Raw genomic sequence first — 16,749 nt, 5'->3', positions numbered from 1 at the left:
ATATAAAAACAGTCCGGTTTATTTGTTCCACTTGTTTATTTACTCCGGTTGTGCATCCTCGGTTATGGTAACTGGTATTCCGCGTAGCAAGATTTTACCTAGATAAATTGCCGACCGATCGTATTTCGCCGGGTTTGCCATAATATCATCTAACCTCTTTGGCCCCAGAATCGCGTGCTTATCCGCTTTCTCGAAAGAGACTTTCAGGGTCACCTCATGCCGGCCAAATGGCAATTGAATGACATCGTACTGCCCGCGATAGCGGTTGTTACAAAAGCCATTAAATCGATTCAATGTCGTGTCCCCACTATTATCGGCAACCCGGTAAAGGCGATAATTACGATCATCTACTGTCTCTAAAGCGACCAATTGATTATCAACCCAAATCGTAAGCTGGCCAACTTCCGGTCCGCCGATGTCGAAAACGCCGAACATGTCACCCTCAAAATAGAATGTGCACGTTGCACCGGGCTTATCGGCGGTCATCAGGGAGTCAAACCACCCTTCAAATTTTGTGAGGTGCGATTGCTGAATGGGCCTTACATTCCAGTTTCTATCGAATGAGGCAATCTGCCACGGAGCATACATATTCGCATAGTCCCATTCATCACCGAATAGCGGATCAACAAGATGATGTGGGCAAGGTGAAGTGTTCGCGCTCAGTTTTCGAAGACCCCGCGCGATGGCTGCAGCATAGAGGTTACCACCAGCCTCAAGTGGATGAATGCCATCTTTAGAAAACAACAACCCGTCGGCTTTCTGTCGCGGGTCTCCTTTCCAAATTAATTTACCTTGGGCCTCTAATTCTGCAGCCTCCATTCCCAAATGAATAGAGGGAACCGCGTAATGTTGTGCAATACGCTCCAATCCCAAGATATTGTCGGGAATTTTGAACTGCTGGTAACTAGCAGTCTGACCATTTTTTATGGTATAGATGAGGCAGATATCTGTATAAGGGTTATTTTCGATAATCTGCATAATCATACCTTCCATACCAGCTTGGTATGCTCCATTGACAGCAAACTCAATAAAAACGAGATCGGGCTGATGGCGAAGTACATGTTCTTTGATACGGAATGCCCCGAGATCCGTGCCGGTACCCGACACACCGGCATTCACCCAAAGAAACTCGGTTTCAGGAAATAAATGCTGCATATACCGAGCCACTTGCATACGATAGCCAAGTTTACCCTGGGTAATACTTCCGCCAATAAATGCCACGGTTACCTGCCCGCCTTTGCCAGCTTTATCTAGGAAATTAGGTATTCCATCCCGCGTAGTGCATTCATCTTCACGGTAGAAAGAACCCATGCCGACCAAAGGAACCCCCGTTTCGGGAACCGTGAATAATAAGGGTGAACTGCTCCCCTGAGAAGCAGCAATTTTAACGAAATCATTACTATCGCCCGTCATAGGCTTTTCGATCTGCGCAAAACAGTAGTTCGTCAAGACTAAGTATCCGATAACGAACTGCACAGGCACTTTCAACGCGTTAACCTTCATTCCTTTCCCTTCTCTCTTCACTTAGTTTTAGTTAATTAACGGGTGCCTGTGCTTACTTCGAACGTCCCAACCTTAAGTTCTCAGCACGCGTTACACGTCCATCCGTATCCGTTACCTCAAGACAGAAAAGCAAGCCCTTCTGTTGCATATCAAGCGGAATCGTAAACTCATAGGGGTAACTATGATCGACAATCGTCTGCTCCTTACCGGCGACGTCTGTATAGGTCACGCGCGCAGACCGGACACTGCTTTCATCGTCAGACAGGTACAAGTATACCGTATTTACCACGTCACTTAAACGCATCAACATCGCTTTGGCATTCCCGGGTCGTATCTCGAGGTAGTCATTTCCCACCTCACCATCAGTTTTCGCAATGATCTTATCTTGGATCGCTGGATTTATTTCCACATTTTCCAAGACCACCGTTTCAATGCCCGATGGTCCTACCTCAACGGTAAAACTGCATTGGCCAGGCTCGTCGCAGCGGACGAGCGCATCATTGACAAGCACGCGTGCAGAAACAGGCTGATCAGATTGGTTCATGAATGCCAGGTATAACTTATTGCCTTTTCTAGCAGAGAGGTAGTTGAGTTCAACCTCATCGATTTCGAGCAACTCCGAAGGCATCCAAAGTTGAACGCAGGTTTCGTTTTCAAACTTCCCGGGGTGGTGGCCATACATCTTATTCTGTAAATAGGCATACCCTTCGATATACTCCGAGGGGAAATCTATCCGGCCTTCGGATTTCACGTAGGCATCCGTAATCAAATAGTCCAACAACATGGAAATCATGGGCATGATATGGTTGTAATGGAAAGAGTTAACGCTGAGCTCTTCGTGTGGCCGCAGCGGATAATCCGCTTTTTCATAGGCCGTTGTCCGTGCTGTATTCATATGATAACCCGGGAAATTCCGATAACGGCCTACAATCGCATCCTTCGCTATCTCTTGTAGAAAATTATCCTTTGCGTAATATCCCAGTCGCAGCATCCAGGGTGCATAGTTCGCCATGAATATCGCGCGGTGGCCAGTTGAAGTCCCTGACGATTCGGGTGTGAGACCGATCTCCGAGACCCGCCAGGCCGGTACGGTTTCTTCGGGGAAGTACATCTGTTTATGCCCTTTCGATTTCAGATACCAATACATGGGTGCTTTGCCACCTACGTTAACGGTAACCCCATGATCGGGTACCGCCGGTGACATCCAACAGAATTGCGCATAATGACGGGCGCCATCATGCGCCGCCTCGAGGTATGCCTGATTCTGGGTTATTTCGTATAACTCCAGCAATTCGATCCAGCGATTCGTAAAAGCAGGCCAAAAGAAAAAGCCACCTGCAAACGGGTCATCGAACTTCCGTTGTTTCTCATCTATCCGGTCTTTTATGTACTGATCGGCACCGCTAATGGCGGCCTGTAGGTATCGTTCATCTCCTGTGGCCCGATATAAGTACATCGCATTTATCCAATTATCGCTCTTTTCGGCCACATCCAGATTGCGAATGCGGCTTCTACCAAACTCTTGTTCGGCAAGCGAGAGTAAAAATGGGTTACGCTTTCCGAATACGGTGTATAACGCAGTGAGCTCGGATATGGGCGCTACCGGTCCCGCCAATTTTCGTGAGGGGTTCTGGATCTTCTGTTCTTTATCGAGGGCAAACAAGAACTTTTCTCTGGATAACATATATTCCATCGTTGGGTACGCCCGTTCCTCAAACATCCGGGGATTATCAAGCACGGTAGCAACGTTTAAGGGGCTCAGGCTGGAAACATTCTTTACAGCCCCAGGCACATCCGTCGAATAGGCACATCCTTTGAGCGAGTCGATGAACCAAGCATACTCCGAAAGCGCATAGTCTGTCATCCTGTCGATGACCTGATTCAACGAGCTAATCTCATTTTTACGCATCGCCTGAAACCCGAAAGCCTCACGGGCAATATCCTCATAGGCATACGTGAGTGATTGCTTGATAGCTGGCAGCAAACACGTAAACCCAAACTGATCACCCGTTTTCATCTCGGACCCTACCCCTCCGAATACCGGTGCCCACAATTGCGGCTGCGCATTTCCACGACTATCTCTCACAGCTATACCGAATCGGCTGTTTTGCAATAATGGCAGTGGATCGAAGGGGAACTCCTCGGGAGCGGCCAAAACACCCACGGTCCAATCATCCGCCTCAACCAACGCCGACGGGATGGGGCAACGATAAGCAAGCGTCAAATAGGGCTTATCCGGAAAACGCTTCTCCTGCCAGATCAGTGGTTGCCATATTTCTTCCACCTCATCCAATCCCTTGGCCGGCGCACCGGTATACCCGACGGTATACCAGCCATCCTGTTTCGCTTGAAAGTCAAAGTGCAATTTAGGATATGGCTTATCCTCCACTAAGAGGTAAGCTTTAAGGGCAAAGCCGTCGGTCGATGGAAAATGATAGAACAAGGTATCTCCACGCCGCTCGCTGTCGGTAGCCCGCACTTCGATCACCTCAGCCGCAGCGTGGCTCAGGCTCACGGTTCGCCCAGATGATTTGGCTTCCAAGATGCGGTCGTCAAAGCCATCGCCGGCCGTTGCCACATTCTTTTGGCTTACCGGGAGGTCCGAGACCTTTCCGGGATAGGTCTTCCATGTGGCCACGTTATAGTTGACATCGGTTATACCCGCAGACCGCATAGCTAGGTTAGGGTCATCCGGGCTGTATAAAACGGTGAAATGGGGCAGAAAGCCACTCATTATGTCCTGGCTATTGGCGCAACCGGGACAAAGAAGCATAGAAACAACACATACAACGCCTAACTTTCTCAATCTCATAATCATCAATTTTAATGTATTCAGCATTTACCGATGCTCGCATAGAACCCCTAATACCCCGGGTTATTACCTGTTAACGCCAAATTAGCCTGTATTTCTTCTTCAGGGATAGGCCACAAATACCCCTTATTTGTGTTGAAGTTGCGATTCCGAAAAGCGTACGTTTCATAGACCGCGTTGCTTTCGTTAGTAGTGAGAAGTTCAGGACGATAGCCTATCGCGTCCGTAAATGCTTCCGCTCCGATTTCCCACCTGCGTATATCACTCAGGCGGGTCCCTTCGAAAGCAAATTCCACCCGCCGTTCATGGCGGATGATATCCCGCAGTTCGGACCGGCCTACATCCTCGCCTTCCGATTCTTCAATGGTGGGCATTTCTACGCCCGGTCGTTGCCTGACCAGGTTAACCAAACGCAAGATTTCCGCCTTATTATTCGCCCAAGTACCCGACTCCAACAATGCCTCCGCATGCATCAACAGTACGTCGGCATACCGGAGCAGTATAATATTGTTACCCGAAATGCTATTGACACTTCCGTCGGAGTAGTCAACCCATTTCCGGATTCGTAAACTCGAAAAATTAGCGGATCGTTTTTGGATGGGGAAATAATACTTTACCGCGCCAGCAACAGTATGCCCATCCATCGAATACGGCAACACAAAAGTATAACCCAAACGCGGATCGCGCCCTTCCCACGGGCGACTAGCATCGTATCCCGAAGAAGGATCGTCAATGGGTTTTCCATTGGCCATATAGTATTCTTTCTCCAAGTTCTGTAGGGCCATGTATGAGCTCCAACTGTTAAAAAACGTTTTCCACTGATGAGACATCCCTTTGCTCGCCTGGTTTTGCATATATTGGATGTCAAAAATGACCTCCGGGTTGTTTTCAGCGGCTTCGCCACTAAACATGGCATAAAAATCGGGATATAGTGAGTAATACCCCAGCTCTTCTACTTGTTGGCAAGCCGATATGGCCTCTTCCCAAAGTCCATTGTACAACGCTACCTTAGCTTTCAGCGCCAATGCAGCCCCTTTGGTTGCTCTGCCAACGTCGCTACCGCTGTAGGTCCCCGGATTGGGAAGATATGCCGCTGCCTGCGTCAGGTCTGCCAGAATAGCATCTACAATAATCGACTTATCCACACGGGGAGAATCTTTTTTCTCTAAACCCTCGGGCTCGGTCCGGAAAGGCACATCGCCATAAAAATCGACAAGGTCCGCATAAAAATAAGCACGTAAAAAAAGCGCCTCGCCTGTATACCGTTGCTGTTTACTCTCCTCAATAGGCACATTAACAATATACTTGAGTACGGTGTTAGCCCGCAATATGCCGGCATAATTCTGTTCCCACTTCCGGAGTGCCGGAGCCGAAATAGGTGTCTGGGTCTGGTCCCAGAATTCGATTTCTCCAGTGTTCGCCAACGTTACAATTCCGTTGTCGGTGATAAAATCGATACTGATTGGACTTCGTTTATCAGCCATTAGTGCTTGGTAACTGCCATTCAAGGCCAAAATAATATCATTTTCAGTGGAGAAATTATCCGGACTTACAAAATCCATAGGCTCGGTTTCCAAAAAATCAGAGCATCCTCCAAAAGACAATATGCCAACGAATAGGGCTATAGTTAGTGTTTTGCTTTTCATCTTAATCATGTTGGTTAAAAACGGGTTTATAGACCAATGTTCAATCCTAATGCGGTGGTTCGTATTTGTGGATGAAAATCAGAAGTAATCCGATTAAAGCTTTTCTCGGGATCAAAACCTTTATTCAACCGGGTAACCGTGAAGAGGTTCTCGACACTAAGAAATAATTTTAATGATTTCACGTTCAATCGATGCAACAGGCCCGGATCAACTGCATACCCCAAGGTAATGTTCTTCAACCTCAAATAGGCAGCGTTCTGCAGGTAATAAGAAGATATCAGGCCAGAACGGGTGCGATCGTCGTACAGTCGCTGCCAGGTTTCACTGGGTCGGTCGGGTGTCCAGCGATTTTCATATAGCTCTTTCGAGATACTGCCGGTCCCGTTCCAAAAAGGTGTCACCATAGCCCCCATAATATACGCATCGGCTCCTAGCACACCCTGCGCGAGTATATTCAGTTCGAAATTCTTAAAGCGCCCATTGAGGTTTAGCGAGTAAATATAGTCGGGCATTGGTTTACCGATTATCTGTTGATCGCCATCATCGATTACGCCATCTTTGTTGAGGTCCTTAAAGCGGATATCCCCCGGCATCGGGTTTTGCATAATGCCAGACGGATCGGCATAATTTTCTTTCAATTCGAACTCCCGATCATAAAAATCGATACTAGGGTCGCTATTGTTTTGCCAAGTGAAGTCATCAACCTGATAGATCCCGTCCGCTACCATCCCAAAATAGGACCCAAATGACTCGCCCACAACGGAACGGATTACCCCTGCCGGGGGCGCGTAGCCAGATACTGCACTATGGAAAATATAGGGTAAAGGACCAATATCAACCACCCGGTTTTTCTGGTAGGAAACATTGCCATTGATACGGTATTGAAACGCCTTCGCGGGGTCGCTGTTATACTCAACACCCAACTCCACACCTTTGTTCGTCATGGTGCCCACATTCTGGTACGGCGTACCGGAAATACCCAATGATCCCGGAATCGTGATACGGGCCAGAATATCGGAGGTTTTCTTGTCGAAGTAATTGACATTGATATTCAGCCGGTTTAAAACGGATACATCGATCCCGATATTAAGTTGCTCGGTGGTTTCCCATGTGGTATTCCTGTTGGCCAGCAAAGAGATGGCCGTTCCGGGCACAATGGTACCTCCGAAATTGTAATCCAGACCAGCAGACAAGACATCCGAAGCCGCATAGTTTGTTCCAATTCCCGAGTTTCCAAGGAGCCCCCAAGAGCCCCGGATTTTCAACAAATCCAGCCAATCCACTGACGACAAGAACGATTCCTTCGAAACTACCCATCCCGCTGCAATCGACGGGAATGTACCCCAACGCTTGCCTGCCATAAAACGCGACGAACCATCCCGACGGATATTCGCTTCCAAAAGGTACCTCTCGTCGTAATTGTAATTAATCCGGCCAAAGAAAGACAATGACGTCCGCTGCGCATTGGCAATGTCTATCGGTGCGATAGAAGCTGGATCGGCTAACGACAGGATTGGCAAGTTTGCCGACAAATCTGTCCCTTGGGCACCGAACCCTTCTGTCTTGAACGCAATCGCTTCATAACCCAATAACGCCGAAAAGTTATGCGTCTCTGCGAACGATTCATCAAATCTCAGGGTAGAATTAAATGTTCTTAAGGTCGAATAGCTCCGCTGCAGATTGATTGACGACGGTCGGTACACGCCGTCTTCATCAAATACGCTCCCCGCCGTATACTGATTGGGCGAGAATCTTGTAAAATCCAGTGAATTTCCCGTACTGGCATACATCGCTGTCCAAGTCAGCGATTCTACCGGCTTAAGTTCGAGGCCCAGTTGGTACTTTAAATTACCATTGCTACGAAACGTCCCGCCCCCGTTCACATAAGAGCTGTAGTTGATGGCCGGATACGAATATAAACCAGTCGTTGATTTGAAATATGCGGTGGAACGTGTTGTACCAACCGTCTGTAAAATTCCCTCGGTAGATTTATCCAACTCGTTCATCTTGCGCTCGTATCCAAGCAACCGGCCGCTGACCTTGAGCTTGCCATCAAGGAAAAATGTGTTCACGTTCGCCGAATAGCTAATCTTACGCTGATCTGTACCCACCAAAATCCCATCTTGATCCAGGTATCCGCCGGATACTGAAAAGTTATACTTATTCGGCTGCCCTCCCCGGGCACTGAGGTAATGGTTTTGGGTCAGCGCGTTTGAAAAATATTCATCATATAAATTAACACCTTTATATTCGGGTAACGTCGCCTCTTCAAACAACTGAATTTCCTCTTCCGTGTAACCTATTGGCAATCCAGAATTTAACCGCCCCTCATTGTAAGCCTTGGCAAACTCAGTAGCGCTAGCAGCCTCCGGAATCCGCGTAGGTTCCTGTACGGAAACTGTCCCCACATAATTAACGTCCAACCCGCTCCGCCCTTGTTTTGTGGTAATAATCAACACACCGCCCGCGGCACGGTTTCCATAAATAGATGCCGCAGACGCGTCTTTCAGTACCGAAATGGATGCGATATCATTCGGGTTCACGTCACTTAAAGAAGACTCTACGCCGTCAATGATAATCAACGGGTTACTATTATTGTCAATAGATGAAATACCACGGATACGGACATCCGCCTGGTCCCTTCCCGGCTGTCCGGAAACCTGCGTAATCAGCACCCCAGATGACTTTCCTTGAAGAATCTGGCTGGCATCCGTTAACACCCGATCCTGTACATCCTCGAGGTTGATGTTTTCTACTGCACCGGTCAGGTTAATTTTTTTCTGAGTGGCATACCCCACAACCACCACTTCTTCCAGATCGCTAATCGAAGTGGTCATCGAAACGTTGACGATTGCATTATTGCTTATTGTTCGTTCAATGGATGCAAACCCAACAATGGTAAAAACCAAAACGGTTCCACCCTCTGGCACAACGATACGATAAACGCCTGTGTCGTCAGTGATGGCAACGGCAGACGTACCTTTCACCGCAACCGTTACACCAGCTAATGGCGTTCCGTCCTGGTCCGTCACACGCCCCTCGATTCGTTTAGCCTGAACGATGTTGGTTGACGACGGTTCCACGGAATGCGACATCGCCATTGCGGCGTAGTGCACATGCGCCAATAAAAAAACAATCGGCACACATTTAATAACCAGCGCCCTCAACACAGGAGGGCAAATTAATAATACCCGTCTAAAAACGGCTCGATAATTCTTCATAACTTGTTTCTGGTTAAATTGATAATTGATCTACTACTTTATTTTGCTGAAAAAAAATTACTCAATCACATAATGGTGCTCCGGCTTCCATCACAAACCGAAGGGTATGCCTTTCCCATGCCGTTCGCATCCTCTTGCCGGTAGTTAAGTCCATCACAATCGATTTCACATACGGTGTTTAACAAACTTCATGTTGTGATGACTACCTAACTGGTTTCAAATACATCTGGTATGGTCTGGTCTGGTTTACAAACCACGTTGCAAGTATACAGTATTATCTTAATATTAACTACTTTTTTTTGAAAAAAATAAGATTATCAACGACTAATACCCATTAATCACATTTCAATCCGCACTTCACTGGTTTGGTTTGTTATGGTATTTAGATTATTTTTGCAGACATATGCAAACAGCGCTCCTGGAAAATAACGGGCCAACAACCCACCGCATGAAATACATGCAATTAGTCGACCACATCAATCGCCTTGTCGAATCGGACCAGCTCCACATCGGTGACCGCTTACCTTCACTTAAACAGCTAGAAAAGGACCTAGGTATGAGCAAAGAGACCTTGCTCAAGGGGCTCAACCACCTGCTCGAAAAAGGCATCATCGAATCCGTGTACCGCAAGGGCTATTACGTCAAAAAGAAATCGGTAGACCACACCTATCGCGTATTCTTGCTACTCGACAAGATGAACGTGATGCGCGATCGGTTTTACCACACGCTGTTCGATGAACTGCGGGATATGGCTGACGTGGATATATACTTTCATCATCACAACTTCAAGGTGTTTGAAAACCTCATCCGCGAAAACCTGCACAACTATACCCATTTCGTTATCGCCACTTTCCTCAAAGAGGACCCCAGCGAAGTGCTCAACCTTATACCGGAACAAAAGCGAATCATCATCGATTATAACGAGCCAAAGCTTGAAGGTGAATATTCATGTATATTCCAAGATTATGAGCACGATCTTTTTGATGGGCTAAGCCAGTTGAAAGATCGACTTTCCCGATATAAAAAATTGGTCCTTATCGCGCCCCATGAGGCCACTCATGCCCGCCACGTGGTAGATGGTTTCCTGCGATTTTGCATGGAGCATGGATACCGATATGCCATTGAGCATGAAGTGGAGGCCGGAAGTTTCAAGAAAGGCAATGCTTACATCACGTTCAGCCGGTACGACACGGATGATGTGGCGCTGATCAAACTGGCGCGGGGAAAAGGCTATAAGCTTGGCAAGGACATCGGTCTGATTTCTTACAACGATACGGCTGTTAAGGAAATTTTGGAAGACGGCATTACGGTCATTTCAACTGATTTCGAAGCTATGGGAAAGGCCGTCAGCCATGCCATCATCAACCGGGAAACAACTGTATTACGGAACCCGACGCGGGTTATCGTTCGTAATTCATTGTGACTCGTTAACGTTCGCAATGGCCAATGCCGACCAGGCATGCAAACTGGTTTGCCCATCAAAGCAGCCCAAAAGCAATACCACCACATTGACCGAAAAATCCGAAAGGCCATGGGATCAGACACACTCCCCATATTCCAAAGCCGTCAACCAGCGCATGGCAAAAGAAGTTTTTCCCAACCTACGCATAAGCTTCGCCATTGGATACAGCGGTAGCCTCTTCGTTATCGGCTTCCGCCGCCTGAGCCCCCGGCAACGTGAGATAGAAGGTAGAACCCGCTCCTAGCACACTTTCTACCCTTATTCTTCCGTTCAACCGGTGGGTCAATTCCCGGCACAGGAACAACCCCAAGCCGATTCCTTTTTCGCTTTCGGTGCCGTAGGTCGATTGGATTTGCCCGTTGAAAATCTCCTTGATGTCTTCGTCTGTCATGCCTACGCCGTTATCGCGCACAAAGATGGTGCATTCTTCCCCATCGGCATTCTCGATTACACCCACCGTTACCACACCACCCTGCCCCGTAAATTTAATGGCGTTGCTGACGAGATTGCGGATAATCAATTCCAGCATCTCCATATCGGCAACCACCGGTGCATCACCGGCTGCATCCACTCGAATGGCTATTCCTTTTTTTTCGGCGATAAACCGCTGTACGGCCAATACGCGATCGATCACGGCCATCGGTTCCACCGCAGTAAATACCGGATGAATTCCTTTTACCTGAGCGAGTACCCAAGAAAGCACATTATTCAGCAGGTCAGAGGTATTTCGTGCCGTAATCAACAAGTCCTCCTTCAGCTTCCGCTCCTCCATAGCCGGGAGCTCCTCTTCCGATAGGATTTCAAGCGTGCCTGTAATCGCGCTCAGGGGATTCCGCAGGTCGTGACCCAAAATAGAGATTAGCCCCAGTTTTTCGCGATTGGCTTCCTGCAGCAACCGGTTTTGGTTCTTGATGCGTTCACTCTGGTGTTCAATCAACTTGGCTCGTTCCTCGGCCGCCGTCCGCTCACGGTCGTATGCTCTCCGGAGATACCGTGTGGTTAGAAAAATAGAAACCACGATAATGGGCAGCGAAGTGATGAGGTCGATGTATCGCGCGCTTTCGGATTCGTAACCAGCCATAACAATAGCTGGATGGACGTACTCGAGCACCAACAGGCCAACCGGAAAAATAAGGTGTAACATCATGCCTACCGCTTGCAGGCGTTCACTGGCAAAAACGATGATGAGCTGGTAAGAAAGCAGGAAAAAATAAAGTGCAGGTCCATCACTCCCGCCGTTATACAGAAAAACAAACGTGATCAGCAGGTAACTCCAAGCCATGTACACCTGCAGGCCCGTTTGGTACCATCCGCGATACCGCGAAAGGAAATACATCACGAGAAGCATCCCTTCGGTAACGAGGAGCACCATGGCGATTTCCGTCAGCCCCAAATACCAGTCGAGCGGTATTAAAATCGCCAACAGCAGGAATGCGAGTGTCGACACCACATTAAACCCACGGTTTTGTCGCGGCAGTTCATCAGGTTTACCTACCAGGCTATTCCAATATCGCCAGCGTGCGCTGGCAATCGAATCCAATAATTTATTTCTCAACAAAACACCCAGCTTACAAGGAAATACAAATATAACTTAAAAGCATCAATTTTTAAATACCTGACAACAAATTAAGACGAAGTAAAACAGGAGATTCGGCCAAGAAAAGGCTGTAGGGTTTGCTGCGCATCAGCCAAGTCATAGGTTCCTGCACTAACGGGCCCGCCGGTTCGGACCGTCCTCCCACCTGCCCCAGGTCAGCCAATGCCTGAAAAATCTTGTCAGCTCACTTTAATGGCTCGAACGCACGCCCTTCCCACACCAACTTCGGTTTGCCGTCTTCGCAGACTACCTCACTGGGTGGGGTTACATAGGCACAATCCGACGCGACACCGTATTCACGGTTATATGCATCTTGAAGCTCGGTATAGGTTTCCACGATTTTCAGGAAGGCTGCCGTATCCAATCTGGTCGAATAAGGCACATACCCCGTAGGGCCGCCGCAAGCTTTCTTACCGACCGCGGTGAACCGCCACTCAGCCGCATCACTGCAAGGATACATCAGTGAGAGCGAATCTATTTTCTCCCGCAGCTCCCGGAGCTTTTCTTCGTCACCTTCCTTCGTCCCGGTAAGGATCTGCTCTTTCTTTTCACAAGCCCCTGCTCCAATCAGCAGCATGATGCTTAACAACAGATGTGTAATGGTTTTTCTTTCCATAGCAGGTAAAATCCCGCCAAAAACGTGCCACCTAGACATCTTTATTCAAAATGGCTTGGAATAAACCGACAATAGTTTTACTTTCGGCTACAATTAAAGAAGAAGATTGATACTAAGTTATGAATAAACGTGAATTCTTAAAAACGAGCACGCTGGGTGCTCTGGGTGCCATGCTGGTCCCCTCACTATTGAAAGCTTTCCCCGCAGGGAAGCGTTTGCGCACTGCCCATATCGGTGTAGGAAACATGGGGGCAGAAGACCTGAAGGCCATTTCATCCCATCCCGATGTAGACGTGGTGGCACTTTGCGATGTGGACGCCCTGAATTTATCAGCCGCCCACAAACTCCACCCCGGGGCCCGTGTGTTTTTTGATTACCGTGTAATGTTAAACGAGCTGGGTGATGAAATTGACGCAGTCATCGTATCCACGCCAGACCACACCCACGCTCCCGCTTCCTTGCTGGCCATGCAGATGAACAAACCTGTTTATTGCCAGAAGCCACTCAGTCACTATGTCTCTGAAGCTCGGGAAATGAAGAAAGTTGCTACCGAAAAAGGACTGGTTACGCAAATGGGCATCCAGGTGCATTCTTTTTATGACTACAAACTGGCCACATTCTTGATTCAGTCGGGCATTATCGGGAAAGTACATACCGTTCATGCCTGGTCGCCTAAAAACCACGGCTATGACGGCCCCCCTCCGGAAGGCGAAGACCCGATTCCGAGAGAACTGCACTGGAACCTTTGGGCAGGCACTTCACCCAAGCCACCTTACAAAGCGGGGGTATACCATCCCGGAGTCTGGCGGAAATTAATGGACTATGGTTGCGGCACCCTAGGCGATATGGGTGTTCATATTTTTGACACCCCTTACAATGCCCTTCAGTTGGATGTACCGCGCACGGTCAGTAATGAATGCCGCCCTCCAAATGGTTTCGGCTTCCCCGAACACAATACGGTAACCTATGAGTTTCCAGGCACCAAATACACCGCCAAGTCGCTAAAATGGATCTGGTACGATGGCCCAGGTGCCCCACCAATGCATGAGGACCTTGTGCTGCCGGGGATGGATAGCCAAGGGGACAAGAAAAAAGCAAACGCAAATACAGAAACCCCTGGCAAAGTCTCGCTAGACCCGAAGATAGCCGGTGATTATGAGTTGCCCGACCAGGGTGCTATGTTCGTCGGAAGCAAAGGCCGGTTATTGCTGCCCCACTTCATGCAACTGCCCCGTAAAATTGTGAAGGGAAAGTATGTCGATATTTCGTCTGAAATTGAAAAGGTGAGCAAAGAGCATGGTTTGGGTGAGCCTATCCGTAACTACGACACAGAGGGGCCAAAGCATTACCACCAATTTGTAGATGCGTGCCTGGGAAAAGGGGAGTGCTCCGCACCCTTCGAATATGCTTCAAAGTTGACAGAGACTATCCTTTTGGGTACCATTGCCGGGCGTTTTCCTGGCGAAACCTTGCACTGGGATGCAAAAAACGCAAGATTCAAAGAAGAAAAAGCAAATCAGTATCTGACGGGCGAGTACAGGGCGTTTTAGAAAAAAAGAAACCCGTCTCGTTTAAAACTAGACGGGAATCCGCCCCAAGGGATTGGGACCATCAACCTAAACCTAACACAAAGGTAATATTCTTTTTCTTAACCGGAAATCATTTTTTGATGGTTTCGTGGAAAAACAAAAGGCGGGAAATGAAAAGCCCCGAAACGGGGAGAATCGGGGCCTTCAAACTAACCAATTATAAACCTAATTATGAAAAGACAAACTTTACTAATGTTTATCTATATAACGCACCAAGCCCCGTTTTGTTACAAGGCAAGTGTTAAAAGTTGTTAAATAACTGCTTTTATTCAATACAAGCCACATCAAGCGTCTGGGATTTCAGGTTCCACCAGTTTGATCAACTTATCCAATGAATCTTGCCAACCAAGGTAACACATTTCTGCCGGTATAAACGTTGGAACACCTTCCTGTACCACTTTAAGGTCCGTACCGCACGAAACCGCGTTCAACCATACCGTGGTTGTCATTTCTCCGGGCATATTTGGGTCATCAAACCTGTCGCTGTATTTGATAAACGCATTAGGTTTTATTTCGAGATAAGACCCACCGAAGGAATGCTTATTCCCTGTACTGAAATTAATGAATGCCATGCTATACGTTCCACCTACCTTGAAATCCATATGTTGTACCGTGCATATATAACCATAAGGCGGCAGCCAGGTAGCATGCGCTAATGGATCCGCAAATGCCCGAAATACCTTTTCCGGGCTTGCCTTGATGACCCGATGTAATGAAATAGTTTGATTTTCCATTGTTATTTTTCCTCCGTTCGAATTTTATTACTATAAATGTAAGAAACCATCAGGACGCCCAACACGACAAGCGGCATGATCATAAAGCCCAAGTTCTTGTCGACCACTGCATGACTGATAAAAGCAAAAATTAAATTGAATGTAAGGCCGGCATAAGCCCACTCCCTCAACGTAGGGGGTGTCTTACGGTAAGAAATGGCAAAAACACCGAGTACTTTACAGATAATCAGGGTGTACGCAAAGTAATCGGGATAGCCCAAAGGTTTAGTACCTACAGTGGCTTGATCCGGTGAAAAAATCAGTGCACTAAGTGGCATAACGCCTTCCCAAGCCACGATGATGATGGTGGCCACCCAAAAGATTATTTTATTCTTTCTCATTTCATTGGTTATTAATTATTTATAAACAAGCCATTTCGCATTGATTCATTTAAAACATTCAAACGTGATTTTTGATTACTAAATTTTACAATTCAAAATTACAATGGAAGGCACAAGAGCGGTTGTTATGAAAACGACAATTTCAGGGGTGAATTATGACAAAATAATTGTTTACCTTGCGTTATGATTCTGAATAATTGATATGCAAGTAGCTGTCTTCGTGCCTGACTACGGAGTAATTGAAGCCATTACCCCACCGTTCAGGACCTTCAACACCGCCAATGAGTTTTTAATCGCCTCCGGTAAAAAACCCGTTTTCGAAGTAGAGTATGTAGGATTGAGAGAATACGTGCCTGCCAACCATGGTGAATATACTATAAAGACCAACAGGCTGTTGAAAGACGTCACTGAAACGGATTTACTCATCATACCACCCGCCTTCGGTGACACCGCCAAAGGGGTAGCGGCCAACGCGGAAGCAATCCCCTATTTTAAAAAACTACACGAAAAAGGTGCAAGCATAGCCAGTTTATGCATCGGTGCTTTTCTTTTAGCAGAAACAGGCTTACTCAATGGGAAAAAGTGCTCTACACACTGGGCCCATATCCAGGAATTTAGAGAAAGATATCCTGATGTTGAAGTGGAAGATGGAGCAATAATAACAGAACACGGCAATATATACAGTAGCGGCGGCGCAAGCAGCTTGTGGAATTTGATATTGTATTTAGTTGAAAAGTTTGCCGATAGAGAAACAGCTGTGATGGTTTCAAAATATTTTGCATTGGATATCGGCCGGGATAACCAATATCAATTCGCTATATTCAAAGGCCAGCGCAACCATGGCGATGACGATATTGAAAAAGTGCAGGACTACATCGAGGAAAACTATTGCGAAAAATTATCAATAGAATCATTGTCAAATTTAATTAACATAGGCCGCAGAACTTTTGAGAGGAGGTTCAAAGAAGCAACGAATAATACACCCATTACTTATATACAGCGTGTCAGAATAGAAGCTGCCAAAAAAATCTTTGAGGCCGCAAGGAAAAACGTTACAGAAACCATGTTTGACGTAGGGTATACCGATACAAAGGCTTTTAGAGGCACATTTAAAAAGATCACAGGGCTTACTCCTATTGAGTATCGGAATAAATTTACCAGGGTGGCAAATGAAGTATAATTTTTAGGA

11 protein-coding genes are annotated in these 16,749 nt (G+C 47.2%); 3 read left to right on the top strand and 8 right to left on the bottom strand.

Annotated elements, in window-relative coordinates:
- Positions 1 to 39: 39 nt before the first annotated feature.
- The 4 genes from NGM62_RS01970 to NGM62_RS01955 all read right to left on the bottom strand — a co-directional run bounded on the left by NGM62_RS01970 (position 40) and on the right by NGM62_RS01955 (position 9,182).
- On the bottom strand, positions 40 to 1,524 hold the full coding sequence (locus NGM62_RS01970; RefSeq protein ID WP_262245508.1) for an SGNH/GDSL hydrolase family protein: 1,485 nt from the start codon (positions 1,522 to 1,524) through the stop codon (positions 40 to 42).
- 31 nt (positions 1,525 to 1,555) lie between these two features.
- Positions 1,556 to 4,237: a hypothetical protein gene (locus NGM62_RS01965; RefSeq protein ID WP_262245507.1), complete on the bottom strand. Its 2,682-nt coding sequence runs from the start codon at positions 4,235 to 4,237 to the stop codon at positions 1,556 to 1,558.
- A gap of 128 nt (positions 4,238 to 4,365) precedes the next feature.
- Positions 4,366 to 5,970: a RagB/SusD family nutrient uptake outer membrane protein gene (locus NGM62_RS01960; protein ID WP_262245506.1), complete on the bottom strand. Its 1,605-nt coding sequence runs from the start codon at positions 5,968 to 5,970 to the stop codon at positions 4,366 to 4,368.
- Between the two features lie 17 nt (positions 5,971 to 5,987).
- Positions 5,988 to 9,182 (bottom strand): SusC/RagA family TonB-linked outer membrane protein, encoded by a 3,195-nt coding sequence (locus tag NGM62_RS01955; RefSeq protein ID WP_262245505.1) that lies wholly within the window; start codon positions 9,180 to 9,182, stop codon positions 5,988 to 5,990.
- Positions 9,183 to 9,585: 403 nt separating this feature from the next.
- Here NGM62_RS01955 and NGM62_RS01950 point away from each other — a divergent pair, with 403 nt between their 5' ends.
- The gene (locus tag NGM62_RS01950; protein ID WP_262245504.1) at positions 9,586 to 10,605 is read left to right on the top strand and encodes a GntR family transcriptional regulator; all 1,020 of its coding nucleotides are present in this window, start codon (positions 9,586 to 9,588) and stop codon (positions 10,603 to 10,605) included.
- A 178-nt stretch (positions 10,606 to 10,783) separates the two neighbouring features.
- On the opposite strand, the gene NGM62_RS01945 is transcribed toward NGM62_RS01950, so the two are convergent.
- Together NGM62_RS01945 and NGM62_RS01940 are read right to left on the bottom strand one after the other, a co-directional pair.
- Complete coding sequence (locus tag NGM62_RS01945; RefSeq protein WP_262245503.1) at positions 10,784 to 12,199, bottom strand: sensor histidine kinase; 1,416 nt, start codon at positions 12,197 to 12,199, stop codon at positions 10,784 to 10,786.
- Between the two features lie 226 nt (positions 12,200 to 12,425).
- Positions 12,426 to 12,857: a hypothetical protein gene (locus NGM62_RS01940; RefSeq protein ID WP_262245502.1), complete on the bottom strand. Its 432-nt coding sequence runs from the start codon at positions 12,855 to 12,857 to the stop codon at positions 12,426 to 12,428.
- Positions 12,858 to 12,976: 119 nt separating this feature from the next.
- Between NGM62_RS01940 and NGM62_RS01935 the strand changes: the two genes are divergently transcribed.
- Complete coding sequence (locus NGM62_RS01935) at positions 12,977 to 14,407, top strand: Gfo/Idh/MocA family protein (protein WP_262245501.1); 1,431 nt, start codon at positions 12,977 to 12,979, stop codon at positions 14,405 to 14,407.
- Positions 14,408 to 14,730: 323 nt separating this feature from the next.
- Here NGM62_RS01935 and NGM62_RS01930 read toward each other — a convergent pair whose 3' ends face one another.
- Both NGM62_RS01930 and NGM62_RS01925 read right to left on the bottom strand, forming a co-directional pair.
- Positions 14,731 to 15,180, bottom strand: coding sequence for an SRPBCC family protein (locus tag NGM62_RS01930; protein ID WP_262245500.1), 450 nt, complete (start codon positions 15,178 to 15,180; stop codon positions 14,731 to 14,733).
- Between the two features lie 2 nt (positions 15,181 to 15,182).
- On the bottom strand, positions 15,183 to 15,560 hold the full coding sequence (locus tag NGM62_RS01925; protein ID WP_262245499.1) for a DoxX family protein: 378 nt from the start codon (positions 15,558 to 15,560) through the stop codon (positions 15,183 to 15,185).
- A 202-nt stretch (positions 15,561 to 15,762) separates the two neighbouring features.
- Here NGM62_RS01925 and NGM62_RS01920 point away from each other — a divergent pair, with 202 nt between their 5' ends.
- Positions 15,763 to 16,740, top strand: a complete 978-nt coding sequence (locus NGM62_RS01920) for a GlxA family transcriptional regulator (protein WP_262245498.1) — start codon at positions 15,763 to 15,765, stop codon at positions 16,738 to 16,740.
- The last annotated feature ends 9 nt before the right edge of the window (positions 16,741 to 16,749 follow it).

It is taken from the genome of Parapedobacter soli, from assembly GCF_025460835.1.
GTDB lineage: Bacteria > Bacteroidota > Bacteroidia > Sphingobacteriales > Sphingobacteriaceae > Parapedobacter > Parapedobacter soli.
The sequence above is the reverse complement of the archived record's forward strand: the minus strand, read 5'-3'. Positions and strand labels throughout refer to the sequence as shown.